The sequence below is a fragment of the Burkholderia sp. Bp8994 genome, assembly GCF_003853805.1.
GTDB lineage: Bacteria > Pseudomonadota > Gammaproteobacteria > Burkholderiales > Burkholderiaceae > Burkholderia.
Genome location: NZ_QTQH01000015.1, coordinates 19,550 through 46,015 on the forward strand (window position 1 = coordinate 19,550; position 26,466 = coordinate 46,015).

Genomic DNA, 26,466 nt, shown 5'->3' on the forward strand with positions numbered 1-26,466 from the left:
GCCAGCGGCATCCGTACGATCAGTCCGGCTTGCGCTCCGGCGCAACGGGCGGTGGCGGTTCGGCGTCCGGCGTGCCGGCGGCGTGGTCGCTGTTCTCATCGTTCTCGGGCGCGACGGGCCGCGAACCTTCGTCATACGCGACCAGGCTGCGCTGCGGATTCGCGATCCGGATTCCGCGTTCGCGGAACAGCACCGCGATGCGCCGATTGAATTCGCGCTGCACGCCCCAGCGCGCCGAGTCCTTGCACTGGATCTGTCCTGCCAGCGCGATCGCCGCGCCGTCGACCTGGTCGATGCCCCAGTAGCTGAAGTCCGACAGGATGCCGTCCTTGTAATCCGGATCGTCGCGCAACGCGGCGCCGATCTCCTTCAGTGTCGCGATCGCGCGATCGATGTCCTGGCCGTAGGCGATGCTGACCTTGACGGCCGCGTTGCCGAGCCCACGATTCGTATTGTTGACGGTCGTCACCGAGCTGAACGGGATCGTGTACAGCGATCCGTCGCCCGCGCGCAGCCGCACGGTGCGGATCGACAGATATTCGACCGTGCCGGATACGCCGGCGAGCGTGACCCAGTCGCCCACCTGCATCGCGTTCTCCATCAGCAGGAAGATCCCGGTGATGAAGTCCTGCACGAGCTTCTGCGAGCCGAAGCCGAGCGCGACGCCGAAGATGCTGGCGCCGGCGAGCAGCGGACCGATGTTCACGCCGATTTCGCTGAGGCCGGTCAGCACGACGACGAGCGCGATCATGATGAACAGCAGCGAACGCAGCATCGGCAGCAGCGTGCGCAAGCGCGCCGCGCGCACGAGGTTGCCTTCGCGTGTCCACTGCTGCAGGCGGCGCTCGATTGCGATGTTCGCGGCTTCCCAGACGATCAGCGCGACGACGGCTGCAATCGCGATCGTGATCAGCGCCGACGCGAGCCGATGGCCGATCGTGCCGGTCGCGAACGCGTGGAAGATCGGCACGCCCCAGGTCTGCAGCAGCAGCACGACGGTCACGACGGCGATCGCCGCCGACACGACCTGGCGCACCAGCGGGTAGTAGCGGTACGCGTGCAGGTGGACGAGCGTGCGGTCGTCGTCGCGGCGCTGGAACACCCGCGCGAGCGCGCCGAACACGACGATCGACACGATCCGCATGCCGATCATCACGGCGATCGAGCGGCCGCCGAGCGTGATCAGCACGCGGTAGCCGTTGTGGACGTCGAGCGCCCACACGAACCACAACGCCATCACGACGAACACGGACACGGGCGCCCACGCGTCGGCGAGCGCATTGCCGACCATCGCGAAGGCCGGCCGATCCTCGCCGGCCGCGCGGATGCGCGCGGCGACCGGCTGGCGGGACCGGAGGATCAGCGCCGAGATCATCAAGTGGCCGACGAGCGCGACCGCCTTCAGCAGCGCGACGTGACCGGCGTCGCTGAGGCCGAAGCTCGCGGCGATCTCGACCGCGGCCGTGCTGGCGCCGACGACCATCACGATCCGCGCGATCGCGCGCTGCGCGAACGCGGCCCATGCGTCGCTGATGTGCAGCAGCCGCAGCTGCCGCGCGTCGGGCTGGAAGAACAGCCGGCTGACGATCGTCACGAGGCGGCAGATCACGTAGATGTCGATCAGCGATTCGAGTGCCGTTTGGGTCGGCGTGCCGGCGCCGTCGAGGACCGACATCGTCAGGCTCGCGATGCCGACGAATACCAGCAGCGGTATCACCCGCAGTGCGAGGCTGACCAGTGCGCGCGGCATCCGGCGCAGCAGCGTGGTGTGGCGCCGCGCATGGCCGCGACCTTGCGACGACGTATCGGGCGTGCCGGTGCCGTCGGCACGGGCAGCGGTGGCGGCCGGTTCCGGCGTCGAAGCGCGGTCGCCGGGACCGGGCGGTTCGGGTTCAGCTGAATCGGCGTCGGCATCGGCCCGGCGCGACGATTCGGTGCGGCGCGCGCTCAGCGCGGCCAGCGCGCGCCGCAGCAGCCGCTTCGCGAACCATTCGACGGCGAGTGCGGGCACGAGCACGGCGAGGATGATCAAGATCGCGCGCGTGAGATCGGCACGTTGGTCGGCGCGTACGAGCCGCTCGTGCCACCAGTTGCCGACCGAGCCGACATCGAGCAGCGAGCGCAGCGATTCGTTCAGCGCGCCGCCGATTTCACCGGCCCAGCGCGATCCCTGCCGCACGAGCATCGACGCGAGCCCGTTCGTCGTGAGTGCGGCCGGAGCGGTGCCAGCCGATGCCGCGCTGGCCGGCGCCGCGGCGCTCGCCGCAAGCGCGGGCGTGCTCAGCACGCCGACGGCCGCGATCGCGCGCAATGTCGTTTCGACCTGCTCGCGCTCGCGCGGGTTTTGCAGGACGGAGAGGGCCTGCTGCGCCTGCTGCGGCGTCAGCGCGGGCACGGCGCCGGAGGCGGCCGAGGCGGCGGCCGGGGCAGGGGCGGCCGCGTGGGCGGCCGATACGACGGCGGCGAGCAGCCAGCCGAGCAGGAAATATCGCATGGGTAGGCGTGCGGGCGCGCATCGGAACGTGACCCGCCGGTCTGGACGATGGACGGAAGTTAACATGATTGCCAGCGGAACCGGATAGTTCCGTCGACGAATATTCGAATCGGGCATGCGGCAGGCGGTGCGTGCGTTTGCGCGCTGCCGTGCGGTTCCTTTCGCGTGGCGGTGTCTCGCGCCGGCCGTTCACGATCCGTGATGAGGGCGGGTCGTCGGGTGTTGGCATGCGGTCCCGCCGCAAGCGAAAGCGCAGGATCGGGAACGAGACGTGCTCGCCGGTGATTCGATGGGTGGCCAACCGTGGCTTCGACTATGGGCTATGGGTGGAGAATTCCGGATTCCTGATGAATCACCCCTGATCGTCGTGAAAGACCGGCAATACATGCTCGGCGATTTCCTCGATGACCTCGCGCACGGGCCGGTCCGAGCCGGGATTCAGCGTGACGTGGTGCGTGCCGGCTGCCCGCATGTCCCGCAGGATGTCGATGAGCGCATTCCGACCGGTCGCATAGCCGAGCGGCAGCGCGGTGGGCGGTGCATCGCGATTCGCATCGAGATCGAGCCGCATCGATACGCCGAACGCGCGAAAGCCCGGCGGTGCAAGCCGGTCGACGGCCGCGCGCCACATTGAATAACGAGCGCGCTGCGTATCCGGGTCGCGATGATAGGTCATCCAGCCGATCGCGTTCCGTGCGATCCAGTCGACGCTCTGTCCGCCGGAGCCGACGGCAAGCATCGGCACCGCGTCGTCGCCGCGCGGCATCAGCGTGAACTCGGGCGCGTCGGGTGGCGTCTCGTCGGGCAGCACACGGGACGGCACGCCGAGCGCGGCCGCGACGATGTCCCAATGCCGGCGATACCGGTCGCGCCGCGTTTGCGCGTCGACGCCGAACGCCGCATATTCGGGTGGCCGGTCGCCCGAGCCGAGGCCGAGGAGGAAGCGCCCGCCGGACAGCGTCGCGACCGACAGCGCGCCTTTCGCGATATGCAGCGGATGACGCAGCGGCAGCACGATCGCGCCGCTGGCAAGCACGATCCGGCGCGTGCGTGACGCGAGCGCGCCGAGCAGCACCCACGGATCGAGATGCCCGACCGGGTCGGGATAATCGGCGCTGTTGAGCGGCACGTCGCGAACCCACAGTGCGCGAAAGCCGAGCGAATCGGCCAGCGCCGCGAGTTCGAGCTGCTCGTTGAAATCCGCGACGGTATGGCCGCTGCGCAGCAGCGGCAGCGTCAGGCCGATCGACAGCCGCTCGGCCGAGAAAACGCGCCGCGCGACGTCGGCGCGGCCGGAGGCGGGCAGGGTCATGTTCGTTCCTTGGAGACGAGGCGAAGCCGGTGCGCGCGCCGCACCGTGTCCGAATGCTAACGTGTTTGCGCGCCGCTTGCGGCGCGCGGCGGTATCGGCGGTATTGGCATGATCGGCACCTTCGGTCATCCGGCAATCAATCGGCATGAACGTACGTCAGCGCGTGGTGGCCGGTCTTGCGGCGAGCAGCGTGCTGTCCGTGGTTGCAGGCGGCGCTCACAGGTTCGACGAGCGCGTTCGACCATGCATGCGCGACCAGGGTCGCGCGACTGTAAGCGGATCGTCGGCATCGAACCGACACAAACGCGCCGCCCGCGCACGCGTCACATGCGTGCAACACCGACGTCGTGTCCGGCGCGATCGATCGCGCGGGCCGTTTCCCCTCGTTTCACTTTCGAAACGTTCGCGCCTGTCTGTCGTCGTGCGATTTGCATCGGGGTCGTTTCACGGCCCGCGCAGCCTTGCACGGCGAAGCATGGTGCGCTCCTTGCATGTCTGTAGGCGCCGTGAGCGCGATCGCCGGGCGCAGCAGGGGCCCGGCCGTCGCTTCAGTAGGTCGGACGCATCGAAGACGGGGACAAGAGAATGAGAACAGACCGAATCGCAACGTGCCATGTTGCAAACATGAATCGCCGACCTGCCCGTGATTTCGCGTCGCCGTTGATTACGGCGACATGAGCGCGCGGCTTTTTGCTTCATCCGGACCCATCCGGTTCGTTCCGAACGACGACGTGCAGGCGTGACGCACGAGGCCGACCCGTGCCGGTCGGCCGTCGGGGATGAACCGCCGGTGCGCGGATGGGCGACCATGACTTCCGGATCGTCATGCCGACGCGCGAAACGCACGCGCGCCGCACGCGAAGCATGCGTGCGTGTGCCGTGCGCCGTGCCGCGCGGCGATCCTCGCAAACATCAGGGCAATTTCAGGAATTCGAAGGTGTAGTCCCGGGGAAGGTCTGCCGGCAGCGCTGCGGCGGATCCGACGACATTGTGCTGTCAGTTGATCCACTACCCCGATGGATCAATTGTTGATGCGCCCATCGCCATGTGGTCGATGGGCGTCTTTTTTTTGCGGCGCCGGTGTCGCGCGCGGACCGCCGGCCGGATCGCGCGGCGTTCTGTATCATGTGCTGGCGCGCCGGCCGCACGGCCGGCCACTGCGCCCGATCACGCGCCGCCAACATGAACGACATCGCCTTGCCCGACCCCTCATCCGCCGGCATCGAACCGGCCGCGCTCGATGCGCTGCACGCGTTCGTCGAGCGCCATCCGCGGCTGCTCGTGCTGACCGGTGCGGGCATCAGCACGGATTCCGGCATTCCCGGCTATCGTGACCGCAACGGTCAATGGATGCGCTCGCCGCCGATCCAGCTCCACGAATTCCTCGGTTCCGACGCTGCGCGCCGCCGCTACTGGGCGCGCAGCATGATCGGCTGGCCCGTGGTGGGCCGTGCGCAGCCGAACCGCTCGCATGTCGCGCTCGCGCGGCTCGGCGGCACCGGCCGGATCGAGCGCCTCGTCACGCAGAACGTCGACGGGCTGCACCAGCGCGCGGGCAGCGGCGACGTGATCGAACTGCATGGCGGCATCAACGGCGTCACGTGCCTCGACTGCGGCGCGCATCACGCGCGCGCGACGATCCAGGCCGTGCTCGAAACGGACAACCCCGAGCTGCTCGGCGCGCACGCGGAACCCGCCGCCGACGGCGACGCGCATCTCGAATGGGCCGCGCTCGACACGTTCCGCATCCCGGCCTGCCCGGCCTGCGGCGGGCTGCTGAAGCCGGCGGTGGTGTTCTTCGGCGAGAACGTGCCGCGCGAGCGCGTCGCGCTGGCGTCGCAGGCGCTCGATGCGGCCGATGCGCTGCTCGTCGTCGGCTCGTCGCTGATGGTGTATTCCGGCTACCGGTTCTGCGTGTGGGCCCAGGCGCAGAACAAGCCCGTCGCCGCGCTGAACCTCGGCCATACGCGTGCCGATCCGATGCTGACGCTGAAGGTCGAGGCGCGTTGCGCGCCCGCGCTCGACGCGCTGAACGCGCGGCTGGGCGTCGCCGGCAGCGCGCCGGAGCACGCATCGTGACCGGGCCGACGTCGTCGTCGGATCCGTCCGCGCGGCTGTCGGCGCCGGCGGCCGAGCGCAATCGCGGGCCGATCCTCGACGTGTTGCGCCGCGTGCTGCCGGCTACCGGCGACGTGCTCGAGATCGCGAGCGGCACCGGGCAGCATGCGGTCCATTTCGCGCAGGCGCTGCCGGGGCTGCGCTGGCAGCCGAGCGATCCCGACGCGCACGCGCGCCGCTCGATCGCCGCGTGGGTCGCGCATGCCGGCCTCGCGAACCTGGCCGAGCCGTTGGCATTCGACGTGCGCGACGCGTCGTGGCCGGCCGCGGCGTTCGACGCGATCGTCTGCATCAACATGATCCACATCTCGCCGTGGGCCTGCACCGATGCGCTGTTCGCCGGCGCGTCGCGCGTGCTGCGTCCGGGCGGCGTGTTGTTCCTGTACGGCCCGTATCGCCTCGCAGGCCGGCACACGGCGCCATCCAACGAGGCGTTCGACCAGCAGTTGCGCAGCCGCGATCCGTCGTGGGGCGTGCGCGATCTCGAGGCGGTCGTCGCGCTCGGCCTCGACCGCGGGCTCGACTGCATCGAGGTCGTCGACATGCCGGCGAACAACCTGAGCGTCGTGTTCCGGCGCCTGCCGCACGCGGAGCAATGACACGCAAGCGCGCATCGCGGCCGGGTTTCCACTATCCTTTCGCCTGTGCGCGCGGCCCGGCTCGGGTCGCGCCCCGTTTTTTCCGGAGAATTGACTAATGGGCAAACAAGCAATCGGTGTGATCGGGCTGGCGGTGATGGGCCGCAATCTCGCACTCAATATCGAGAGCCGCGGTTACGCGGTGTCGGTGTACAACCGCAGCCGCGAGAAAACCGACGAACTGATCGCCGAATTCCCCGGCCGCAATCTGGTGCCGACCTATACGCTCGAGGAGTTCGTCGCGTCGCTCGAGACGCCGCGCCGGATCCTGATGATGGTGAAGGCCGGCGAAGCGACCGATGCGACGATCGCATCGCTCAAGCCGCTGCTCGAGAAGGGCGACGTGCTGATCGACGGCGGCAATACGCACTTCACGGACACGATCCGCCGCAACCAGGAGCTCGCGCAATCGGGCCTGCATTTCATCGGCACCGGCGTGTCGGGCGGCGAAGAGGGCGCGCTGCGCGGCCCGTCGATCATGCCCGGCGGCCAGCGCGACGCGTACGACCTGGTCGAGCCGATCCTCAAGCAGATCGCCGCGAAGGCGCCGTCGGACGGCGAGCCGTGCGTGGCGTACATGGGGCCGGACGGTGCGGGCCACTACGTGAAGATGGTCCACAACGGCATCGAGTACGGCGACATGCAGCTGATCGCTGAGAGCTATGCGGTGCTGAAGGACGTCGCGGGCCTGACCAACGACGAACTCGGCGCGGTCTACACCGAGTGGAACCAGGGCGAACTCGACAGCTACCTGATCGAGATCACGTCGAAGATCTTCGGCAAGAAGGACGAAGAGACCGGCAAGCACCTCGTCGACGTGATCCTCGATCGCGCCGCGCAGAAGGGCACCGGCAAGTGGACCAGCCAGAACGCGCTGGACCTGGGCGTGCCGCTGCCGCTGATCACCGAGTCGGTGTTCGCGCGCGTGCTGTCGTCGCTGAAGACCGAGCGCGTCGCGGCCGGCAAGATCCTGTCGGGCCCGGCCGCCGCGCCGTTCGACGGCGATCGTGCCGCGTTCGTCGAAGCCGTGCGCCGCGCGCTGTACCTGAGCAAGGTGATCTCGTACGCGCAGGGCTTCGCGCAACTGCGCACGGCATCCGAAGAGTACGGCTGGAACCTCGATCTCGGGACGATCGCGAAGATCTTCCGCGCGGGCTGCATCATCCGCGCGCGTTTCCTGCAGAAGATCACGGACGCGTACGCGAAGGATCCGGCGCTCGCGAACCTGCTGCTCGACCCGTACTTCAAGGACATCGCCGCGAATTACCAGGCGTCGTTGCGCGACGTGGTGGTGGCCGCGGTGAAGGCAGGCGTGCCGGTGCCGGCGTTCGCGTCGGCGGTCGCGTACTTCGACAGCTACCGTTCCGAGCGGCTGCCGGCGAACCTTGTGCAGGCGCAGCGCGACTTCTTCGGCGCCCACACGTTCGAGCGTACCGACAAGCCGGGCAGCTTCCACGCGAACTGGTCGTAACCGGCAGGCGAGGACGGTATTGTTGCGAAATTCTATTCCTTGAGTAGGGTTTTTCGTTCCCGGATCCCGCAATTGTTGGTTCCGAGGAAACAGTGTTTTCGCTCTTTCATGGTTTTCCCTAGGTGATCTCGGGGCTAAACTTTGTTCCATCGCTGCAGACATGGTGTGTGCGGCGGAGCAAAAAAATCCCGGAGGTAATCATGAAATCGCTGATCGCAACGTTCGCTGCAGCTGCCGTCCTCGCCGTTCCCGCCGTCTCGTTCGCCCAACAGAACGCCCCCGTCACCCGTGCGCAGGTGAAGGCCGAACTGGCCCAGCTGCAACAGGCCGGCTACAAGCTGGGCAGCGACCGTACCGACTACCCGGCAAGCATCCAGGCAGCTGAAGCCCGCGTAAACCCGCAACAGAACGTCGCCGCTGCCGATACGAGCGGCTACGGTGCGCAACCGGCCGCCCAGCAAGAATCGGGCGCCCCGGCCGCTGCCAAGACCGGCTGGCAGGTCAAGCGCGTGTCGGACGGTGCACCGGTCTACAAGGGTCGTTGATCGTCATCGATCGCCGGCCGCATGGGCGGCCTGATCTGACCCCTGCGCAGTACACACAGCCCGTCGTTCCGAATCACGGAACGACGGGCTGTTTTCATTGGCGGCGCCCGCCGCGTCAGTGCAGCGGCCGCGGGCCGCGGCCGATGTCCCGGAACAGCGCGTCGCCCGGTTCCAGCGCCTGCAGCCATGCTTCGTCGTAGCCGCTCAGCGTGTCGAGCGCGTCGCGCAGCCGCTCGATCGCGAGTACCGGCAGCTCGACGCTGTGCCGGGTAGCGCCGCTCAGGTGCGCGACGCTCGCCAGCTGGACGAGGGCGTCCGCGGCTTCGGCGACGTCCGTCGCGAACAGCAGGTGCCGGTTGAGCAGTTCGACGAGGCCGCTGGAACCGGCGAAATCCTCGGCGTTGAGCTGCACGGACAGAAACGTCGCATTGTTCATGGTTTTCTCCTCGTTATCGCTGGAACGTGCGGTGCTCCTCCGAGTATAGGAGGCGGCCGGCAGCGGGGCGGCGCTCATGGGCGCGATACGGCTGCCCGCCGCGGGACGGCCGGCCCGAAGTCCGCGGGACACCCTGCGCGGCGCGGCCCGCAGCCCGCCGGCACCCGTTCGTGGCGCCGCAAGATTGTTGCCGGCTGGGGCGCCTGCCGCGGTCCTGACCGCGACAAATGGTATCTTTGCCGGTCGGGACGACGCAGAAATGGCGCGAAAAAGGGGCCGGTGAGCCCTTTCGCGTCGACGTCCCGCGGTGGAAACTGACGGCCGCGAGAGCGGTCGGATACTGGTTGGTCCGGCCGTTCGGCCGGACATCGTGCGTCGCACGCCGGAGGGCGGTGGGCGGCGCAACGACGCAAATCCGGGAGGACCCTTGAGAAAAACGATTCCGATCCACGATGCGCTCACGCGCTGGTTGCCGCAGGCGGCGTTCGTCGCCGCGGCCGCCGCGCTGACGGGCTGTACGATGACGCCGTGGACCGACAGCTGGCAGCCGGTGCGGCCGTCGACGCCGGCGTCGGTCGCCACGCCGGGTGTGATCGCCGGCTATTACCGCGTGAATCCGGGCGACACGCTCGCCGGCATCGCCGCCGCCTACGGGCAGCGCGTGCAGGACCTGGCCGGCTGGAACCACATGTCGCCGAATGACGCCGTGTATCCCGGCCAGGTGCTGCGCGTCGCGCCGCCGCCTGCGGCGACGTCGCTCGGGCAGCCGTCCGCGGCGGCCGCGCAGCCGGGCTCGCTGGCATGGCCGGCCACGGGTATCGTCGCGACGCCGTTCTCGGCCGGCAAGACGCGCGGCATCGTGATCGCCGCGTCGGGGCCCGACCGTTCGGTGCGGGCCGCGGCCAACGGGCGGGTGGTGTACGCCGGCTCCGGCGTCAAGGCGTATGGCCCGCTCGTGATCCTGAAGCACGACAACGGGCTCATCACGGCCTACGGGCACAACGGCAGGCTGCTCGTCAACGAAGGCGACGCGGTGCGCGCGGGCCAGCCGGTCGCCGAGATGGGCACCGACGCGAGCGGCCGCGCGACGTTCGAGTTCGAAGTCCGGCAGAACGGCAAGGTCGTCGACCCGATGAACTTCCTGCCGCGCAACGGCGGCTGACGCGCCGCTTCACGACGTGTGCGCCGTGCGGCGCACACGCTCCCGCCTTCACCCTTCCTCGAGCGCCGCGGCGTCGGACTGCCTCGCATGATTGCCGAGCCAGCGGATGCCTAGCGCGAGCCCTGCCGCGCCGAGCGCGATCAGCGAGCACTGGATCGCGACCGGCAGGTAGCCGTGCGGCCGCGGATCGACGAACGGATAGGGATACCAGTTCTCCAGCGCGCCGCGCACGAGCGTATAGCCGAGATAGATGACCGGAAAGCCGAGCCACGCGACCGCGCTGCGCCACGGGATCGGCGAGCGCGGCTCCACGTACAGCCAGTCGCACAGCACCACGAGCGGCACGATCCGGTGCAGGACCCAGTTGTTGAGGGCCGGCGTGACGTGGCGCAGCGCATCGAGCCGTGCGAGCAGCAGTTCGTAGACGATCGCGGTGATCAGCACGTAGAGCACGGCGGCGCCGCGCATCGATTCGTAGCGGGCCGAGCCGGGACGCGTGATGCGCGACAGCCCCGCGACCAGCATGGCCGCTGCATACAGGCTGCTCAGTTGGGTGAAGTAGCTGAGGTAGTTGCCGAGATGGAAGGCCGGCATGCCCCAGTTGCCGGCGACGCTGTGCAGCGTGGTGGACACCGCGAGCAACGCGGCGATCAGCCGGTAGGCCGCAACGAAGATCGCTTTGCTCATGATGCCCGCGCAACGTCGCACCAAAGCTTCATCGTGCCACAGCCGCGCACGCGCGCGATGCGGATTTTCCATATGGCGGCACCGTGGAACGGGCCGCGCGGATTCGTCGGATATTTGATCCGGTCGCACAACGCCGGCCACGCGCGAGGCTACAATCGGGGCAGCCGCCGGGCACCGGCCAGCCCGGCACGGGCCTCCCCCGCATACCACACGAGAAACACGAGACAACGCATGAAAAACATCCTCGCGAAACAGACGCGCTACAGCGCGCCCGCAATTTTCTTCCACTGGGTCATCTTCCTGTTGGTGGCACTCGCCTACCTGGCCATCGAGATTCGCGGACCGAAAGGCAGCGACAGCCGCGTGTTCTGGATGAACGTGCACTTGCTGGCAGGCACGTTCGTGCTCGTGCTGTCGGTGCTGCGCGTGCTGTGGCGGATGATCAGCCGCGTGCCGGACCCGATTCCGCAGGCGACGCTGCTCAAGTGGCTGTCGATGCTCGCCCATGTCGCGCTGTATGTCTTCATCATCGCGCAGCCGCTGCTCGGCATCATGCTCATCAACATGGGTGGCAAGCCCGTGTCGCTCGACTGGATCGGCGTGTCGTTCACGCTGTTCGGCCCCGACAAGGCGCTGCGGCCGACGATCAAGGAAGCGCACGAACTGATCGGCAACGCGTTCTACTTCGTGATCGGCCTGCATGCGCTGGCCGCGCTTTATCACCACTTCATCCGGCGCGACGACGTGCTGCGACGCATGGCGCCGTGATCGCCGCGCGCTGAAGCCGCGCAGCATCCGGGGGCGCATGGTTGTTGACGCAACCATGCGCCCCCGATCCGTTTACCCCGACGCGCGGCTGGCCATCGCGGCGAACATTCTGTAACATCTCGGCTGTTTTTACGTTCCGCTTACGCATCGCCGCGCATGCTGCACCGACATCGTCACCTGACCGCCTGGCTCGGCGTGTTCGCGATCTGGCTCGCGATCGCGGCGCCGCTGGTGTCGCAGTGGCGCATCGCGCAGGCGACGACTCCCGACTCAATCGTCTGTAGTGCAGAGCATGGTGCGCACCGTGCGCCCGATGCAGGCCACGCGCACGATTACGCGCGGCATCTCGATGCGTGCGGCTACTGCGGCTTCTTCGCGCACAGTCCAGCGATCGGCGGCGCGGCCGCCGTATCGTTCGCCTTCGTCCCCGCTCATGCCGTTTCCGCCGCCGCGCCGCATGCCGTCGCGGCGCGCGCCGACCGCTACCCGCGCGCATATCCACGCGCACCGCCCGAGCGCGCCTGACGCGCTGCCTTCCGTTTCTTTCATCGCCGATATCCGTGCGGTCCGTCGAGGCCGCGTGGAGGGCGTCACTCGGGCTTTCGATCATGACCATTCTTTCCTTGCGCGCGCCGAGGGCGTCGCGCCATTCCCGTGTGCGGCGCGTGTCGCGCATGCTGAAACTCACCGTTCCCGCGCTCGCCGTCGGCGCGATGACCGCGGCGGCGGCCGCGACCGAATCCGCACGTGCGTCCGGGGCGCCGACGAACGACGCGGCCACGCTGCTGCCGCCCGTCGAAGTCGTTGCGTCGCCGCTGACGACGCCGCTCGTCGTCGTCACGGATCCGAAGACGCCGCGCCAGCCGCTGCCGGCGAGCGACGGCGCGGACTACCTGAAGACGATTCCCGGCTTCACGTCGATCCGCAGCGGCGGGACGAACGGCGACCCCGTGCTGCGCGGGATGTTCGGTTCGCGGCTGAACATCCTCGCGAACGGGATGCCGACGCTCGGCGCCTGCCCGAACCGGATGGACGCGCCGACCTCGTATATCGCGCCGGAAAGCTATGACAAGGTCACGGTCGTGAAGGGCCCGCAGACCGTGCTGTACGGCCCCGGCGCCTCGGCCGGCACCGTGCTGTTCGAACGCGTGACGCCGCGTTTCGAGCGTCCCGGCATGAGGTTCGACGGTAGCGTGGTCGGCGGCTCGTTCGGCCGCAACGACCAGAACGTCGACGTGACGGCCGGCACGCCGGACGTCTACGGCCGCGTGACCGCGAACCACGCGCATGCGCAGGACTACGACGACGGCAACGGCAATGCCGTGCCGTCGCAATGGGACAAGTGGAACGCCGACGCGGCGCTCGGCTGGACCCCCGACGATCACACGCGCGTCGAGCTGACGGCGGGCACCGGCGACGGCTATGCGCGCTACGCCGGGCGCGGGATGGACGGCGCGCATTTCCGCCGCGAGACGTTCGGCCTGTCGTTCGACAAGCGGCATCTCGGCGACGTGCTCGACCGGATCGAGGCGCGCGTGTACTACAACGAAGCCGACCACGTGATGGACAACTATACGTTGCGGCAGCCCGACCCGACCAGCAGCATGCCGATGCGAATGGCATCCGAGGTGCGGCGCCGCACGCTCGGCGCGCGGGCGGCGGCGACCTTCCGTTTCGGTGACGACTTCAAGCTCGTGACCGGCGTCGACGCACAGTCGAACCGGCTCGACGCGCGCTCGGCGATGGGGCGGCAGAACTACGGCGACCAGCCGTGGAATGCGCAGGCGACGATGTGGAACGCCGGTGCGTTCGGCGAGCTGACGTGGTATGCGAGCGATGCGTCGCGCGTGATCGGCGGCGCGCGGGTCGACTACGCGAGCGCGCGCGACAAGCGTGCGACGACGAGCGGGATGATGGCGAGCAAGCCGAATCCGACTTTCGACGACGATCGCGCGCGCGTGCTGCCGAGCGGATTCGTGCGCTACGAGCGCGATCTCGCGTCGCTGCCGGTCACATGGTATGCGGGGATCGGCCATGCGCAACGCTATCCCGACTACTGGGAGCTGTTCTCCGCGAAGCGCGGGCCCGCCGGCTCGATCAACGCGTTCTCGGCAGTGCAGCCGGAGAAGACCACGCAGCTCGACATCGGCGCGCAGTACAAGAGCGATCGGTTCGATGCATGGGTGTCGGCCTACGCGGGATATGTACAGGACTACATCCTGTTCAACTACGCGGCCGGGATGATGGGAACGACCACACAGGCAACCAACGTCAACGCGCAGATCATGGGCGGCGAAGCCGGCGTATCGTGGCGGCCGGTCGCGCCGCTGCGCGTCGAGACGTCGCTCGCGTATGCGTGGGGGCGCAACGCGACGAGTGGCGATCCGCTGCCGCAGATGCCGCCGCTCGAGGCGCGCTTCGGGCTCGAGTACACGCGCGGCGCATGGTCGGCCGGCGGGCTGTGGCGGGTCGTTGCGCCGCAGCATCGCTATGCGGTGAACGAAGGCAACGTGGTCGGCAAGGACTTCGGCCCGAGCGCCGGCTTCGGCGTGCTGTCGCTGCATGCGCAGTACAACGTCAGCAAGAAGGTGCAGATCTCGATCGGCGTCGACAACGTGCTGGACAAGGCCTACACCGAGCACCTCAACCTCGCCGGCAACGCGGGCTTCGGCTATCCGGCGAACGCGCCGGTAATGGAGCCGGGGCGCACGGCATGGGTGCGCGTGAGCGCGAAACTGTGACGTGCGGCGCGCGTGTGCGATGCAGCATGCGGGCGCGTGAATGCAGCCCCCGCCCGAACGGGCGGGGCGCGTCAACCGATTAGAGAACCGTATCTAGTCAGGGCGCAAACGTTCGCGACTCGTGATTCACTCCCGCATTCGATGCACACGGTACCCGCGACCGTTCGCGACGTGCCGTGCGCGTCGATCCGATCTCATTCGCACCGGCAGCACAATAATCAGGAGAACATGCATGGCCAGATCGATGCGTTCCAGGATGGTGGCAGGGGCAGTGGCATGCGCGATGAGCGTCGCGCCGTTCGCGGGGACGGCCGCGGTGATGACGCTCGCGACGACGCACGCGGCGATGGCGGCAACCGCGCCGGCGGACAATTACGCGGCGACGCGTTACCCGATCATCCTCGTGCACGGGCTCACCGGCACCGACAAGTACGCGGGCGTGCTCGAGTACTGGTACGGCATCCAGGAGGACCTGCAGCAGCACGGCGCGACCGTCTACGTCGCGAACCTGTCGGGGTTCCAGAGCGACGACGGGCCGAACGGGCGCGGCGAACAGCTGCTCGCTTACGTGAAGACGGTGCTTGCCGCGACCGGCGCGACCAAGGTGAACCTGGTCGGTCACAGCCAGGGCGGCCTCACGTCGCGTTATGTCGCTGCCGTCGCGCCCGATCTCGTCGCGTCGGTCACGACGATCGGCACGCCGCATCGCGGCTCGGAGTTCGCCGATTTCGTGCAGGGCGTGCTCGCCTACGATCCGACCGGATTGTCGTCGTCGGTGATCGCCGCGTTCGTCAATGTGTTCGGCATCCTGACGAGCAGCAGCAACAACACGAACCAGGATGCGCTCGCCGCACTGAAGACGCTGACGACCGCCCAGGCCGCCGCGTACAACCGGAATTACCCGAGTGCCGGGCTCGGCGCGCCGGGCAGTTGCCAGACGGGCGCGCCGACGGAGACCGTCGGCGGCAATACGCACCTGCTGTATTCGTGGGCCGGCACGGCGGTCCAGCCGACCGTTTCCGCATTCGGCGTCACCGGCGCGACGGATACCAGCACGATCCCGGTGATCGATCCGGCGAATGCGCTCGACCTGTCGACACTCGCATTGTTCGGCACGGGCACGGTGATGATCAATCGCGGCTCAGGCCAGAACGACGGGCTCGTGTCGAAGTGCAGCGCGCTGTACGGGAAGGTGCTGGGCACGAGCTACAAGTGGAACCATCTCGACGAGATCAACCAGTTGCTCGGCGTGCGCGGTGCGTATGCGGAAGATCCGGTCGCGGTGATCCGCACGCATGCGAACCGGCTGCAGCTCGCGGGCGTGTGATCGATGACGACACGTGAAGGACGCGCGCCGCTCGCGCGGCGCGTCGTGGTCTACGGCGCGGTGGGGCTGGCGGCGATCGCCGGCGTCGCGATCTGGACCGGTACGGCATCGCATCGCGGTGCCGACGCGACGCATGCGTCGGCGGATGCCGCAGCCCTCGGCGGCGCGAACCCCGCGCTGTCGCAGCCCGCATTGCCGGCGAGCGCTGGCCTGCCGCCGCCGCTCGCCGGTTCCAGTGCGCCGCGGCTGCCGCTCGACACCGGCGGCCACCTCGCGAAGTCGCGCGCGGTGCGCGATTTCTTCGACTACTGCCTGACCGCGCGGAGCGACTTGAGCGCGCCCGCGCTCGATGCGCTCGTCGTGCGCGAGATCGCCGCCCAGCTCGACGGCACGGTCGCGCAATCCGAGGCGCTCGATGTCTGGCATCGATACCGCGCGTATCTCGACGCGCTCGCGAAGCTGCCGGAGGCGGGTGCGGTCGACAAGTCCGATCTCGGCGCGCTGCAACTCGCGCTCGACCAGCGCGCGTCGATCGCGTATCGGACGCTCGGCGACTGGAGCCAGCCGTTCTTCGGCACCGAGCAGTGGCGGCAGCGCTACGATCTCGCGCGGCTGAAGATTACGCAGGACCCTGCGCTGACGGAGGCGCAAAAGGCGGAGCGGCTCGCGGCGCTCGCGCAGCAGATGCCGGCCGACAAACGCGCGGCACGGCAGAAGGCTGACCGGCAGCAAGCCACGATCGACCAGATCGCGCAATTACGGAAGAGCGGGGCGACGCCCGATGCGATGCGCGCGCAACTGACGCAGACACTCGGCCCGGAAGCCGCCGCGCGCGTCGCGCAGATGCAGCAGGAGGACGCGTCGTGGCAGAGCCGCTACGCCGACTATGCGGCGCAGCGTGCGCAGATCGGCGCGGCCGGATTGTCGCCGCAGGATCGCGACGCGCAGATCGCCGCGCTGCGGCAGCGCATGTTCACGAAGCCCGGCGAAGCGCTGCGCGCGGCGTCGCTCGACCGCGGCGCGGCTGCCGCGCAGTAATGCGCGCAATCGCGCACGCGCTCATGCCGCGCGCGTGAAGCGCCGCGGCAGATGCTGTTCGATGGTGGCCGCGAGCGTGTCGAACGCGGGGCCGATGCGTTCGTGCGCGACGCACGCGTAGCCGAGCAGCAGCCCGCGCCGCGCAGTGTCCAGGCTGCTGTAGTAGCTGGTCAGCGGGCGCACGATCACGCCCGCGTCGAATGCGCTTTGCGTGACCGCGCGATCGTCGCACGTGTCGGGCAGGCCGAGCACCAGATGGAGTCCCGCCTCGTCGCCCATCACGGGCAGCGCGTCGCCGAAGCGCGCATGGATCGCATCGATCAGCAACTGCCGGCGCTCGCCGTACAGCGTGCGCATCCGCCTGACGTGCGAAGTCAGGTGCCCGTCCATGATGAACTCCGCGAGCACGGCCTGCTGCATCAGCTGGCCCTCGCGATACAGCTCCGACAGCCCGGTGCGGAACGTGTCGACCAGATGCTCCGGCACGACCATGTAGCCCATCCGCAGGCCCGGGAACAGCATCTTGCCGAGGCTGCCGACGTAGATCACGCGGCCGCCGTCGTCGAGCCCCTGCAGCGACGCGAGCGGCCGGCTGCCGTAGCGGAATTCGCTGTCGTAGTCGTCCTCGATGATCCAGCAGCGGTGCTGGCGTGCGTACTCGAGCAGCATCCGGCGGCGCGCGAGGCTCATCACCATCCCGAGCGGATACTGATGCGACGGCGTGACGAGCACGAGCCGCGGCGGATGCTGCATGTCGCCCGCGCTCGGATCGAGGCCTTCCTGGTCGACCGGCACCGGCGTGAGCGCGAGGCCGGTCGCCTGCAGCACGCTGCGCACGCCCCAGTAGCACGGCTCCTCGACCCACGCGCGATCGCCGATATCGGACAGCAGCCGCACCGCGAGATCGATCGACTGGTGGATGCCGGTCGTGATGATCACCTGGTCCGGCGTGCATTTGACCGAGCGCGCGACGCGCAGGTAGTCGGCGAGCGCGCGGCGCAGCGGCCGGTAGCCGCCGCCCGGCGCATAGGTCAGCAATTCGGGATTCGCTTCCTTCCACAGGCGCGCCTGCAGGCGGCTCCAGGTGCGGCTCGGGAATTCCGACACGTCCGGCACGCCCGGCATGAACGCGCCCCACTGGCGCCGCGACACGCCCGCGTGCTCGATCAGCTGCCGGCCGCGCATCGACAGGCCGCCTTGTGCGTCCTGCTGCAGCGCCGCATCGGCATCGGACGGCGGCGGTGCGGCGGCGCCCGGCACGCGGATCGCGGCCGCGTCCGGCCGCGTGTCGGCCACGTAGGTTCCGCTGCCGGTCGTCGTCAGCACATAGCCTTCGGCCGTCAGCTGGTCGTACACGTGCAGCACGGTATTGCGCGCGATCGACAGGTCTGCCGCGAGCGTGCGCGAACTCGGCAGCTTTGTGCCTGGCCCTAATTCCCCGGTGAGAATGGCCTGCTGCATCAGTTGCAGCAGTTGGCGGTACATCGGCTCGGACGAGCCGCGGTCGAGACGGGCCGAGAGCCAGTCGCCCAGGATCACGGTATCCAAAGTGGTCCTACTAGGAATATTGAAATGGTTCCCTAGTATAGAACCGTGCGCGCCTTATAGTGGCTCGCATCTCAAAAACGTTTGTCGCGCAGCAAGGGGACAGCCACGATGAAGTCCGATGATGTGATCGTCAGCTTTCGCGGCGTGCGGAAGACCTACGACGGCGAGACGCTGGTCGTCAAATCGCTCGACCTCGATATCCACCGAGGGGAATTCCTGACGCTGCTCGGGCCGTCCGGCTCGGGCAAGACCACCTGCCTGATGATGCTGGCGGGCTTCGAGTTCCCGACGGGCGGCGAGATCCGCCTCGACGGGGAACTGCTGAATACCGTGCCGCCGCACAAGCGCAACATCGGCATGGTGTTCCAGAACTACGCGCTGTTTCCGCACCTGACGGTCGAGCAGAACGTCGCGTATCCGCTGACGGTGCGCAAGCTCGCGGCCGCCGAGCGCGCGGAGCGCGTCGCGCATGCGCTGAAGATGGTGCAGATGGAGCGTTTCGCGAAGCGCTATCCGGCGCAGTTGTCGGGCGGCCAGCAGCAGCGCATCGCGCTCGCGCGTGCCCTCGTGTTCGAGCCGAAGCTGGTGCTGATGGACGAGCCGCTCGGCGCGCTCGACAAGCAGTTGCGCGAACACATGCAGTACGAACTGAAGGCGCTGCACGAGAAGCTCGGCGTGACCTTCGTGTACGTGACGCACGACCAGGGCGAGGCGCTGACGATGTCCGATCGCGTCGCCGTGTTCGACAAGGGCATCGTGCAGCAGCTCGATACCGTCGACCGCCTGTACGAATCGCCGTGCAACGAATTCGTCGCGAACTTCATCGGCGACAGCAACCGGCTGCGCGGCACCATCGCGCGCGTCGACGGCGAATTCTGCGAATTCCGGCTGGACGACGGTACGCAGCTCGTCGGGCGCCGCATCGGCGACGCGGCCGAAGGCGCGCCGGCCGTCGCGTGCATCCGCCCCGAACGCATGAGTCTCGCGAACGGGCACATGAACGGCAGCACCGCCAACCGCGTCACCGGCGAGGCGCGCAGCCTCATCTATTTCGGCGATCACGTGCGCATGCGCTGCGCGCTGCCGGGCCAGGACGAATGCTTCGTGAAGGTGCCGCTCGGCACGGGCGCGCTCGACGCGTTCTCGCCCGGCGCGCCGGTATCGCTCGCATTCGCGCCCGAGCACCTGCGCGTGTTCGCCTGACACAGGGTTTTCCCGCTTTATCGCTGCACGTCGTCAACAACAACTGCCCACTTCCACCACGAGAGGAGAGGAACCATCATGAACGGAGCAAGCACTACCGCGCGTCGCACCGCGCTCGCACTGGCGCTCGCCGTCGTCGGCGCATCGGCCACGGCGGCCGAACTCACGGTCGTCAACTTCGGCGGCGCGAACGGCGACGCACAGAAGGCCGCATTCAACCAGCCGTTCGAGAAGGCGACCGGCAACAAGGTCACGGCCGTCGAGTACAACGGCGAGCAGGCGAAAGTGAAGGCGATGGTCGAGGCGAAGCACGTCAACTGGGACGTGGTCGAAGTCGAGTCGGGCGACCTGAACCGCGGCTGCGACGAAGGGCTGTACGAGAAGCTCGACTGGTCGAAGATCGCGAAGAAGTCCGACCTGATTCCGGAATCGCCGCAGGTGTGCGGCGTCGGTTTCTTCGTGTGGTCGACCGCGCTGTCGTACAACGCCGACAAGCTGAAGACCGCGCCGACCGGCTGGGCCGATTTCTGGAACGTGAAGAAATTCCCCGGCAAACGCGGGATGCGCAAGGGCGCGCGCTACAACCTCGAGTTCGCGCTGATGGCCGACGGCGTCTCGACGAAGGACGTATACAAGGTGCTCGGCACGAAGGCCGGCCAGGATCGCGCGTTCAAGAAGCTCGACGAACTGAAGCCGTACATCCAGTGGTGGGAAGCGGGCGCGCAGCCGCCGCAGTTCCTCGTGGCCGGCGACGTCGTGATGTCGACCGCGTACAACGGCCGCATCGACGCCGCGCAGAAGGAAGGCAAGAACCTGAAGGTCGTGTGGAACGGCAGCATCTACGACCTCGACTACTGGGCGATTCCGAAGGGCTCCCCGAACAAGGCGCTGGCCGAACAGTACATCGCGTACACGCTGACGCCGAAGCCGCAGCAAGAGTATGCGCATCACATCGCGTACGGCCCCGCGAACGTCGCGGCGATCAAGTCGCTCGACGCGAAGACGCTCGCGAACCTGCCGAACTCGCCGGCCAACGGCAAGAACGCGGTGCTGGAGGACATCGGCTTCTGGACCGACCACAGCGACGAGCTCGAGCAGCGCTTCGCCGCGTGGGCGACGAAGTAACCGCTACTCAGGTGTCCTGATGCAACCTGCCGCGCGGCGCGTCGAACGCGTCGCGCGGCATTCCGCCGGATCGAGCCCGGCCGGAGAGAACCGTTGAACACGATGACGATCGCTCCTTCCTCGCCGTCGACAGCCGCGCTCAAGCGCGAGCTGAAGGCCGCCGAGGCCCGCAAGCGCACGATGGCGTTGCTGCTGATCGCGCCGCTCGCGATCTTCCTGCTGCTCATCTTCGTCGTGCCGATCGGCACGCTGCTCACGCGCGCGGTGCAGAACCCGGAGATCGCGACCGCGCTGCCGAACACGGTGGCCGCGCTGTCGGGCTGGGACCGCAAGACACCGCCGGCCGATGCCGCGTATGCCGCACTGGCGGCCGACATGACGAAGGTCGCCGACAGCGAGGCGATGGGCGCGCTCGCGCGGCGCCTGAACACCGAGATTCCCGGCTACCGCTCGCTCGTCGCGAAGACGGCGCGCGCGATGCCGCTGAAGGGCGAGGAGGGCGCGGGCACCGCGGCGCTGACACCCGCGCAGACCCGCGCGAAGCTGATCGACCTCGATTCGCGCTGGGGCGAGCCCGCGTACTGGCAGGCGATCGCGAAGAACGGCAGCCAGGTGTCGCCGTTCTACCTGCTCGCCGCGCTCGACCACAAGCAGGACGGCTTCGGCCAGATCGTGCGGGCCGATCCGGACCAGTCGATCTATCTGGCGATCTTCGGCCGCACGTTCGTGATCGGCGTCGCGGTCACGCTGTTCGCGCTGCTGCTCGGTTATCCGCTCGCGTACTGGATCTCGACGCTGTCCGAGCGCCGCGCGAACCTCGTGATGATCCTCGTGCTGATTCCATTCTGGACCTCGGTGCTGGTGCGCGTCGCCGCATGGATCGTGCTGCTGCAGAGCGAGGGGCTGATCAACACCGCGCTGATCGGCGCCGGGCTGATCTCGCATCCGCTGACGCTGCTGTTCAATCGCGTCGGCGTGTACATCTCGATGACGCACATCCTGCTGCCGTTCATGATCCTGCCGCTGTACAGCGTGATGAAGTCGATCCCGCCGACCTACCAGCGCGCGGCCGTGTCGCTCGGCAGCCATCCGTTCGCCGCGTTCTGGCGCGTGTACGTGCCGCAGACCTATCCGGGCGTCGGCGCGGGCGCGCTGCTCGTGTTCATCCTCGCGATCGGCTACTACATCACGCCCGCGCTGCTCGGCGGGCCGAACGACCAGATGGTCAGCTACTACGTCGCGTACTTCACCAACGTGACGATCAACTGGGGCATGGCGTGCGCGCTCGGCGGGCTGCTGCTCGCGGCGACGCTGGTGCTGTATGCGGTGTACGGGCGCTTCACGCGCACCAACGTGAGCCTCGGCTGAGCGCCGGGGACAGGAAAACGGGAAGGGGAAGCCGACCATGAAACTCGCCAGGCCGCTGTTCGCGCCGCACATGTCGTTCGCCGAGCGCGCGTGGTACGTCGCATTGCGCGTGCTCGTCGTGCTGACGCTGCTGTACCTGATCCTGCCGGTGCTCGCGATCGTGCCGCTGTCGTTTTCGTCGAGCACGTTCCTCGTCTATCCGATTCCGGGCTTCTCGACGCGCTGGTATGAGAACCTGATCGCATCCGACGAGTGGCGGATGGCCGCGAAGAACAGCTTCATCGTCGCGCCGTCGGCGACCGTCGTCGCGACCGTGCTCGGCACGCTCGCCGCGATCGGCCTCACGAAGGCGGACTTCCGCGGCAAGGGGCTGCTGATGGCCGTGCTGCTGTCGCCGATGATCGTGCCGGTCGTCGTGGTCGGCGTCGGCATGTACCTGTTCTTCGCGCCGCTCGGGCTCGCGAACACCTACACCGGCCTGATCGCCGCGCACGCGGCGCTCGGCGTGCCGTTCGTCGTGACGACCGTGGCCGCGACGCTGCAGGGCTTCAACCAGAACCTGGTGCGCGCGAGCCTGTCGCTCGGCGCGAACCCCGTCACGACGTTCTTCCGCGTGACGCTGCCGGTGATCGCGCCGGGCGTGATGTCGGGCGCGCTGTTCGCGTTCGCGACGTCGTTCGACGAAGTCGTCGTCACGCTGTTCCTCGCGGGCGCGGACCAGACGACGCTGCCGCGCCAGATGTTCACCGGCATTCGCGAGAACATCAGCCCGACGATCGCCGCGCTCGCGACGATCCTGATCATCTTCTCGACGAGCCTGCTGCTCGCGCTCGAATGGCTGCGCGGCCGCAACGCGCGGCGCGCGGTGTCGTAACGGCGGCCGGATGCGTGACGTTGAGCCGGCTGCCGGGCCGGCGATCGTTGCGTTCTCGACGAAGCCGCGCGCCTGACCCGGCGCGGCGAAGCTTTCGTTTCGCTGACTGACGAAGCGGTTGCCTGCACGTTCGATGCGGCTCTGCAACAATACGGCTCGTGGTGCCGCGCGTTCCGTTGCCGTCGCACGCACGGAGCGCCCGTTGCCGCGCCGCTCAATCCGCGACGCCGCGCGTCGCTCGTCAGTCAGCCGAGCCTCATCTTGTCCGAATTCGCATCCCCCGCCGGCACCCGGGAGCCGGCCGTCAACTGGCGCGCGATGTCCGCCGTGCTGCTGGCCGTCGCGCTCGCGACGCTCGACACCGCGATCGCGAACACCGCGCTGCCTGCGATCGCCGCCGACCTGCACGCGTCTCCGGCCGCGTCGGTGTGGATCATCAACGCGTACCAGCTCGCGATGGTCGCGACGCTGCTGCCGCTCGCGTCGCTCGGCGACATCGTCGGCCACAAGCGCGTGTATGTCGGCGGCCTCGCGGTGTTCACGCTCGCGTCGCTCGGCTGCTCCCTCGCGGCGACGCTGCCGCAGCTGACGGCGGCGCGGATCGTGCAGGGCTTCGGCGCGAGCGCGATCATGAGCGTGAACGTCGCGCTGATCCGCAACCTGTTTCCCGCGCACCGGCTCGGGCGCGGCGTCGGCTTCAACGCGCTCGTCGTCGGCGTGTCGTTCGCGGTGGGGCCGACGATCGCGTCGCTGATCCTGTCGCTGGCCGCGTGGCCGTGGCTGTTCGCGGTGAACGTGCCGCTCGGCGTGCTCGCGCTTGCCGTGGCGATTCCGTCGCTGCCGCAGACGGCGCGGGGCAAGCACGCATTCGATCCGCTCGCCGCGCTGTTCAACGTGATCACGTTCGCGTCGCTGATCTTCGCGCTCGGAGAGTTCGCGCAGCGCGGGCCGCTGTCCGTCGTGTTCGCGGCCGCCGCGGTCGCGCTCGCGTTCGGCTGGCTGCTGATCCGCCGCCAGGCCGGGCACCCGGCGCCGATGCTCCCGGTCGACCTGTTTCGCCGACCCGTGTTCACGCTGTCCGCGCTGACGGCCGTGTGCGCGTTTGCCGCGCAGGGGCTCGCGTTCGTGTCGCTGCCGTTCTACTTCGAAACCGTCCTGCATCGCGACGCGGTCGAGACCGGATTCCTGATGACGCCGTGGTCGGCGATCGTCGCGCTCGCCGCGCCGATCGCGGGCCGCTTGTCCGACCGTTATCCGCCCGGATTGCTCGGTGCGATCGGGCTCGCGCTGCTGAGCGCGGGGATGGTGTCGCTCGCCGCGTTGCCGGCAGCGCCGAGCGTCGTCGACATCGGCTGGCGGATGATGCTGTGCGGCGCGGGCTTCGGCTTCTTCCAGTCGCCGAACCTGAAGGCGCTGATGTCGAGCGCGCCGCCCGAGCGCAGCGGCGGTGCGAGCGGGATCATCGCGACCGCGCGGCTGATCGGGCAGGCGACCGGCGCGGCGCTCGTCGCGCTGTCGTTCGGGATCGCGGGGCGTCACGGGCCGACGCTCGCGCTGATGTTCGGGGCGGGTTTTGCCGGGGCGGCGAGCGTGGCGAGCGGGCTGCGGCTCTTCGCGCCATCGCACCGGGCCGGCGCGCCGGTCGCGTCGGTCGCGACGACAGCGACGACAGCGACGACAGCGACGACAGCGACGACAGCGACGACAGCGACGACAGCGACGACAGCGACGAACGAGCGGGCGACGGAGTAGGGCTCCGCGCCCGCCCGCTGCCCGAATCTTTCCCGGCCGGTGCGCGGCGAACGACCGCCGCGCGCCGGCCGTCGCGTCGGGCTCAGAAGCCGCCCGTCTGGATCAGCTTATTGAGGTTCGCGATGTTCAGGCTGCCGAAGCCGGTCGTCAGATCCCAGCCGGTGCCTGCTCTGTAGCCATACCCCTGATAGCCGTTGTTCCCTGACACGACGTCATAGCGCACGAGCGACGGATTCGACGGGATGTCCGCATAGAACTTCGCAGCCGGGAAACCGATACCCGTGCCGTTCGCCGCGAGCAGACGCGCCCAGAAGCCGGTGAAGATCGGCGCGGCGAGGCTCGTGCCGCCGATCTGCTGCAACTGGCCGTAGTTGTAGATGTACGCGCCCGTGCTTTGCGCGGCATCGAACGATACGTCGGGCAACTGACGATTGCTGCCCGATTGCCACGCCGGCGCCGGCAGCACCGTGCTGACGCCGCCGCCCGTCGCCCACAGCTTGCCGTTGCCGTCGAGGCCTTCGTTCCACACCGTTTCGTTCGAGAACGCACCCGCCGACGTGGTGTACAGCGTCGTGCCGCCGATCGCGAGCACGTGCGGCGACGCGGCCGGCCACGACACCGTGTAGTTCGCGCCGTCCGGATAGCCGCGGTTGTTGCACTCGTACACGCCTTCGTCGCCCGACGACACCGAGAACGTCTGACCCTGCGCGGCAGCCGTCGTGAAGATCTGCTCTTCGGCGTCGATCGTGCCGTCCGCGTTCGCGTCGGTCTCGCACCAGCCGAGCGACACGTTGATCACCTTCGCGGTGTTGTCCGACACCGCGCGGTTGAACGCCTGCGTGAGCCCCGTGTTGCCGGCGGCGTTCAGGTCAGCCATGTAGAACACGAGCTTGCCGACCTGGCCGCCGGCCGAACCGACGATCGACTGGCTGTCGAGATCCCATTCGCCCTGGCCGTCCTGGTCGTCGCTGTAGCTGCCGGTCGTGCCGGTGCCGTTGGTCTTCACGGTCTGGGTCGCGACCGTGCCGTAGCCGTTGCTCGACGTGAACTGCTTCAGGTCCTGCAGCGTCTGCGATACGCCGCCGATCGTGATGATGCCGACGCTCACGCCGGCCGCGGTCGGCACGCCGGTCGCGTTGTAGAGGCCCGGGAATTCCTTCGGATAGTGGCCGGTGGCCGTGCCGGCCGCGAGCGCCTGCGGCTTCGCGACGTTGCCGATGCGCAGCATCGGCCGTGCGCGCGCGACGTTCTGCAGCCCGAGCACCGAGCCGACGACGTCGCCGAGCGCGCGCGGCACCTGCGCGGCCGACGCGTTCGCGAAGCCCGAGCGGCCCGCGTACTCGAAGTGCACGAGCGACGTGTTGAACGCGGTCTTCACCGTGCCGGCCGTGCCGCGCGCGGACACCAGCAGCCGGTTCGGCGCGACCTCGATGTTCACGAAGCCGCTCTTGCGCAGATAGTCGACGACCGATTTCACTTGCGCGTCGGTCGGCGCGTAGCTGGCGAGGAACTGTTCGTGCGTCAGGTACTGGCGGTAATGCGCGTTGCCGGGCCGGTTCACGTCGTGCGCGAGCTGCTTGAGCTGCGCCGCGTTGCGCAGCTTCAGGCTGACGACGATGTCGGCCGTTTCGCCGGCCGCGAGTTCGAGCGACGGTGCGGCGCTGCGCGCCATCAATTGCGGGCCGGTCAGAAAGGCCTTCGTGTGGGTGTCGACCCAGTCCGTCGCCGCATGTGCCGCGCCGGCGGCGAGCACGAGCGGCCACGCGCACGCGAGGCGGCGCGGCGACGGAAGGGGAAGGGCAAACCAGGCGTTCCTTTTCATCGGGAGTCCTTTTTAGGAGAGACGACGTTGCTGGAAG

Annotated in this window: 21 protein-coding genes; 15 read left to right on the plus strand and 6 right to left on the minus strand. The window is 68.6% G+C overall.

The features are described 5' to 3' along the window. Window positions 1-19: 19 nt before the first annotated feature. Together DIE04_RS17690 and DIE04_RS17695 are read right to left on the minus strand one after the other, a co-directional pair. A complete protein-coding gene (locus DIE04_RS17690; RefSeq protein ID WP_124521509.1) occupies window positions 20-2,494 on the minus strand; it encodes a mechanosensitive ion channel domain-containing protein in 2,475 nt (824 codons plus the stop codon). A gap of 352 nt (window positions 2,495-2,846) precedes the next feature. Continuing rightward, window positions 2,847-3,806: an LLM class oxidoreductase gene (locus DIE04_RS17695; protein WP_124521316.1), complete on the minus strand. Its 960-nt coding sequence runs from the start codon at window positions 3,804-3,806 to the stop codon at window positions 2,847-2,849. Window positions 3,807-4,988: 1,182 nt separating this feature from the next. Between DIE04_RS17695 and DIE04_RS17705 the strand changes: the two genes are divergently transcribed. From DIE04_RS17705 to DIE04_RS17720, 4 genes are all read left to right on the plus strand, one after another. Next, on the plus strand, window positions 4,989-5,885 hold the full coding sequence (locus tag DIE04_RS17705; protein ID WP_124486414.1) for an NAD-dependent protein deacetylase: 897 nt from the start codon (window positions 4,989-4,991) through the stop codon (window positions 5,883-5,885). Then, window positions 5,882-6,523, plus strand: a complete 642-nt coding sequence (locus tag DIE04_RS17710) for a DUF938 domain-containing protein (protein WP_124521318.1) — start codon at window positions 5,882-5,884, stop codon at window positions 6,521-6,523. Before DIE04_RS17705 ends, DIE04_RS17710 begins: the two co-directional genes overlap by 4 nt. Before the next feature lie 97 nt (window positions 6,524-6,620). Next, a complete protein-coding gene (gene gndA, locus DIE04_RS17715) occupies window positions 6,621-8,033 on the plus strand; it encodes an NADP-dependent phosphogluconate dehydrogenase (RefSeq protein ID WP_124521320.1) in 1,413 nt (470 codons plus the stop codon). A 200-nt stretch (window positions 8,034-8,233) separates the two neighbouring features. Continuing rightward, window positions 8,234-8,578, plus strand: a complete 345-nt coding sequence (locus tag DIE04_RS17720; protein WP_044845294.1) for a DUF4148 domain-containing protein — start codon at window positions 8,234-8,236, stop codon at window positions 8,576-8,578. 115 nt (window positions 8,579-8,693) lie between these two features. On the opposite strand, the gene DIE04_RS17725 is transcribed toward DIE04_RS17720, so the two are convergent. Then, complete coding sequence (locus DIE04_RS17725; RefSeq protein WP_044845295.1) at window positions 8,694-9,014, minus strand: hypothetical protein; 321 nt, start codon at window positions 9,012-9,014, stop codon at window positions 8,694-8,696. A 427-nt stretch (window positions 9,015-9,441) separates the two neighbouring features. On the opposite strand from DIE04_RS17725, the gene DIE04_RS17730 reads away from it, so the two are divergent. Beyond that, complete coding sequence (locus tag DIE04_RS17730; protein WP_124486412.1) at window positions 9,442-10,176, plus strand: peptidoglycan DD-metalloendopeptidase family protein; 735 nt, start codon at window positions 9,442-9,444, stop codon at window positions 10,174-10,176. A 48-nt stretch (window positions 10,177-10,224) separates the two neighbouring features. Here the strand turns inward: DIE04_RS17730 and DIE04_RS17735 are convergent, their stop codons facing one another. Further along, on the minus strand, window positions 10,225-10,863 hold the full coding sequence (locus tag DIE04_RS17735; protein ID WP_124486411.1) for a Pr6Pr family membrane protein: 639 nt from the start codon (window positions 10,861-10,863) through the stop codon (window positions 10,225-10,227). Window positions 10,864-11,094: 231 nt separating this feature from the next. On the opposite strand from DIE04_RS17735, the gene DIE04_RS17740 reads away from it, so the two are divergent. The 5 genes from DIE04_RS17740 to DIE04_RS17765 all read left to right on the plus strand — a co-directional run bounded on the left by DIE04_RS17740 (window position 11,095) and on the right by DIE04_RS17765 (window position 16,737). Continuing rightward, window positions 11,095-11,631 carry a cytochrome b gene (locus DIE04_RS17740; RefSeq protein WP_124521324.1) on the plus strand — a complete coding sequence of 179 codons (537 nt, stop codon included), beginning with the start codon at window positions 11,095-11,097 and terminating at the stop codon, window positions 11,629-11,631. A 156-nt stretch (window positions 11,632-11,787) separates the two neighbouring features. Continuing rightward, a complete protein-coding gene (locus DIE04_RS17745; protein ID WP_124521326.1) occupies window positions 11,788-12,156 on the plus strand; it encodes a DUF2946 domain-containing protein in 369 nt (122 codons plus the stop codon). A gap of 83 nt (window positions 12,157-12,239) precedes the next feature. Continuing rightward, complete coding sequence (locus DIE04_RS17755) at window positions 12,240-14,372, plus strand: TonB-dependent copper receptor (protein ID WP_124521328.1); 2,133 nt, start codon at window positions 12,240-12,242, stop codon at window positions 14,370-14,372. A gap of 232 nt (window positions 14,373-14,604) precedes the next feature. Beyond that, window positions 14,605-15,699, plus strand: a complete 1,095-nt coding sequence (locus DIE04_RS17760) for a triacylglycerol lipase (RefSeq protein WP_124486408.1) — start codon at window positions 14,605-14,607, stop codon at window positions 15,697-15,699. A gap of 3 nt (window positions 15,700-15,702) precedes the next feature. Beyond that, complete coding sequence (locus tag DIE04_RS17765; protein WP_124521330.1) at window positions 15,703-16,737, plus strand: lipase secretion chaperone; 1,035 nt, start codon at window positions 15,703-15,705, stop codon at window positions 16,735-16,737. Window positions 16,738-16,758: 21 nt separating this feature from the next. Here DIE04_RS17765 and DIE04_RS17770 read toward each other — a convergent pair whose 3' ends face one another. Then, window positions 16,759-18,285 carry a PLP-dependent aminotransferase family protein gene (locus DIE04_RS17770; RefSeq protein WP_124521332.1) on the minus strand — a complete coding sequence of 509 codons (1,527 nt, stop codon included), beginning with the start codon at window positions 18,283-18,285 and terminating at the stop codon, window positions 16,759-16,761. Between the two features lie 108 nt (window positions 18,286-18,393). Between DIE04_RS17770 and DIE04_RS17775 the strand changes: the two genes are divergently transcribed. The 5 genes from DIE04_RS17775 to DIE04_RS17795 all read left to right on the plus strand — a co-directional run bounded on the left by DIE04_RS17775 (window position 18,394) and on the right by DIE04_RS17795 (window position 24,607). Further along, window positions 18,394-19,488 carry an ABC transporter ATP-binding protein gene (locus DIE04_RS17775; protein WP_044845303.1) on the plus strand — a complete coding sequence of 365 codons (1,095 nt, stop codon included), beginning with the start codon at window positions 18,394-18,396 and terminating at the stop codon, window positions 19,486-19,488. A 78-nt stretch (window positions 19,489-19,566) separates the two neighbouring features. Next, the gene (locus DIE04_RS17780; RefSeq protein ID WP_044845304.1) at window positions 19,567-20,613 is read left to right on the plus strand and encodes an ABC transporter substrate-binding protein; all 1,047 of its coding nucleotides are present in this window, start codon (window positions 19,567-19,569) and stop codon (window positions 20,611-20,613) included. Window positions 20,614-20,706: 93 nt separating this feature from the next. After that, a complete protein-coding gene (locus DIE04_RS17785) occupies window positions 20,707-21,981 on the plus strand; it encodes an ABC transporter permease (RefSeq protein WP_044845305.1) in 1,275 nt (424 codons plus the stop codon). 37 nt (window positions 21,982-22,018) lie between these two features. Next, the gene (locus DIE04_RS17790) at window positions 22,019-22,855 is read left to right on the plus strand and encodes an ABC transporter permease (RefSeq protein ID WP_044845306.1); all 837 of its coding nucleotides are present in this window, start codon (window positions 22,019-22,021) and stop codon (window positions 22,853-22,855) included. A 261-nt stretch (window positions 22,856-23,116) separates the two neighbouring features. Further along, window positions 23,117-24,607: an MFS transporter gene (locus DIE04_RS17795; RefSeq protein ID WP_260426910.1), complete on the plus strand. Its 1,491-nt coding sequence runs from the start codon at window positions 23,117-23,119 to the stop codon at window positions 24,605-24,607. 82 nt (window positions 24,608-24,689) lie between these two features. Here DIE04_RS17795 and DIE04_RS17800 read toward each other — a convergent pair whose 3' ends face one another. Further along, window positions 24,690-26,429 carry a protease pro-enzyme activation domain-containing protein gene (locus tag DIE04_RS17800; RefSeq protein ID WP_124486405.1) on the minus strand — a complete coding sequence of 580 codons (1,740 nt, stop codon included), beginning with the start codon at window positions 26,427-26,429 and terminating at the stop codon, window positions 24,690-24,692. Window positions 26,430-26,466: the final 37 nt, after the last annotated feature.

Excerpts from the sequence above, each read along its gene's own strand:
- DIE04_RS17690 (WP_124521509.1), bottom strand. The coding sequence starts at position 2,494 with ATGCGATATTTCCTGCTCGGCTGGCTGCTCGCCGCCGTCGTATCGGCC.
- DIE04_RS17695 (WP_124521316.1), bottom strand. The coding sequence starts at position 3,806 with ATGACCCTGCCCGCCTCCGGCCGCGCCGACGTCGCGCGGCGCGTTTTC.
- DIE04_RS17705 (WP_124486414.1), top strand. The coding sequence starts at position 4,989 with ATGAACGACATCGCCTTGCCCGACCCCTCATCCGCCGGCATCGAACCG.
- gndA (WP_124521320.1), top strand. The coding sequence starts at position 6,621 with ATGGGCAAACAAGCAATCGGTGTGATCGGGCTGGCGGTGATGGGCCGC.
- DIE04_RS17720 (WP_044845294.1), top strand. The coding sequence starts at position 8,234 with ATGAAATCGCTGATCGCAACGTTCGCTGCAGCTGCCGTCCTCGCCGTT.
- DIE04_RS17725 (WP_044845295.1), bottom strand. The coding sequence starts at position 9,014 with ATGAACAATGCGACGTTTCTGTCCGTGCAGCTCAACGCCGAGGATTTC.
- DIE04_RS17735 (WP_124486411.1), bottom strand. The coding sequence starts at position 10,863 with ATGAGCAAAGCGATCTTCGTTGCGGCCTACCGGCTGATCGCCGCGTTG.
- DIE04_RS17740 (WP_124521324.1), top strand. The coding sequence starts at position 11,095 with ATGAAAAACATCCTCGCGAAACAGACGCGCTACAGCGCGCCCGCAATT.
- DIE04_RS17745 (WP_124521326.1), top strand. The coding sequence starts at position 11,788 with ATGCTGCACCGACATCGTCACCTGACCGCCTGGCTCGGCGTGTTCGCG.
- DIE04_RS17755 (WP_124521328.1), top strand. The coding sequence starts at position 12,240 with ATGACCATTCTTTCCTTGCGCGCGCCGAGGGCGTCGCGCCATTCCCGT.
- DIE04_RS17760 (WP_124486408.1), top strand. The coding sequence starts at position 14,605 with ATGGCCAGATCGATGCGTTCCAGGATGGTGGCAGGGGCAGTGGCATGC.
- DIE04_RS17765 (WP_124521330.1), top strand. The coding sequence starts at position 15,703 with ATGACGACACGTGAAGGACGCGCGCCGCTCGCGCGGCGCGTCGTGGTC.
- DIE04_RS17775 (WP_044845303.1), top strand. The coding sequence starts at position 18,394 with ATGAAGTCCGATGATGTGATCGTCAGCTTTCGCGGCGTGCGGAAGACC.
- DIE04_RS17780 (WP_044845304.1), top strand. The coding sequence starts at position 19,567 with ATGAACGGAGCAAGCACTACCGCGCGTCGCACCGCGCTCGCACTGGCG.
- DIE04_RS17790 (WP_044845306.1), top strand. The coding sequence starts at position 22,019 with ATGAAACTCGCCAGGCCGCTGTTCGCGCCGCACATGTCGTTCGCCGAG.
- DIE04_RS17800 (WP_124486405.1), bottom strand. The coding sequence starts at position 26,429 with ATGAAAAGGAACGCCTGGTTTGCCCTTCCCCTTCCGTCGCCGCGCCGC.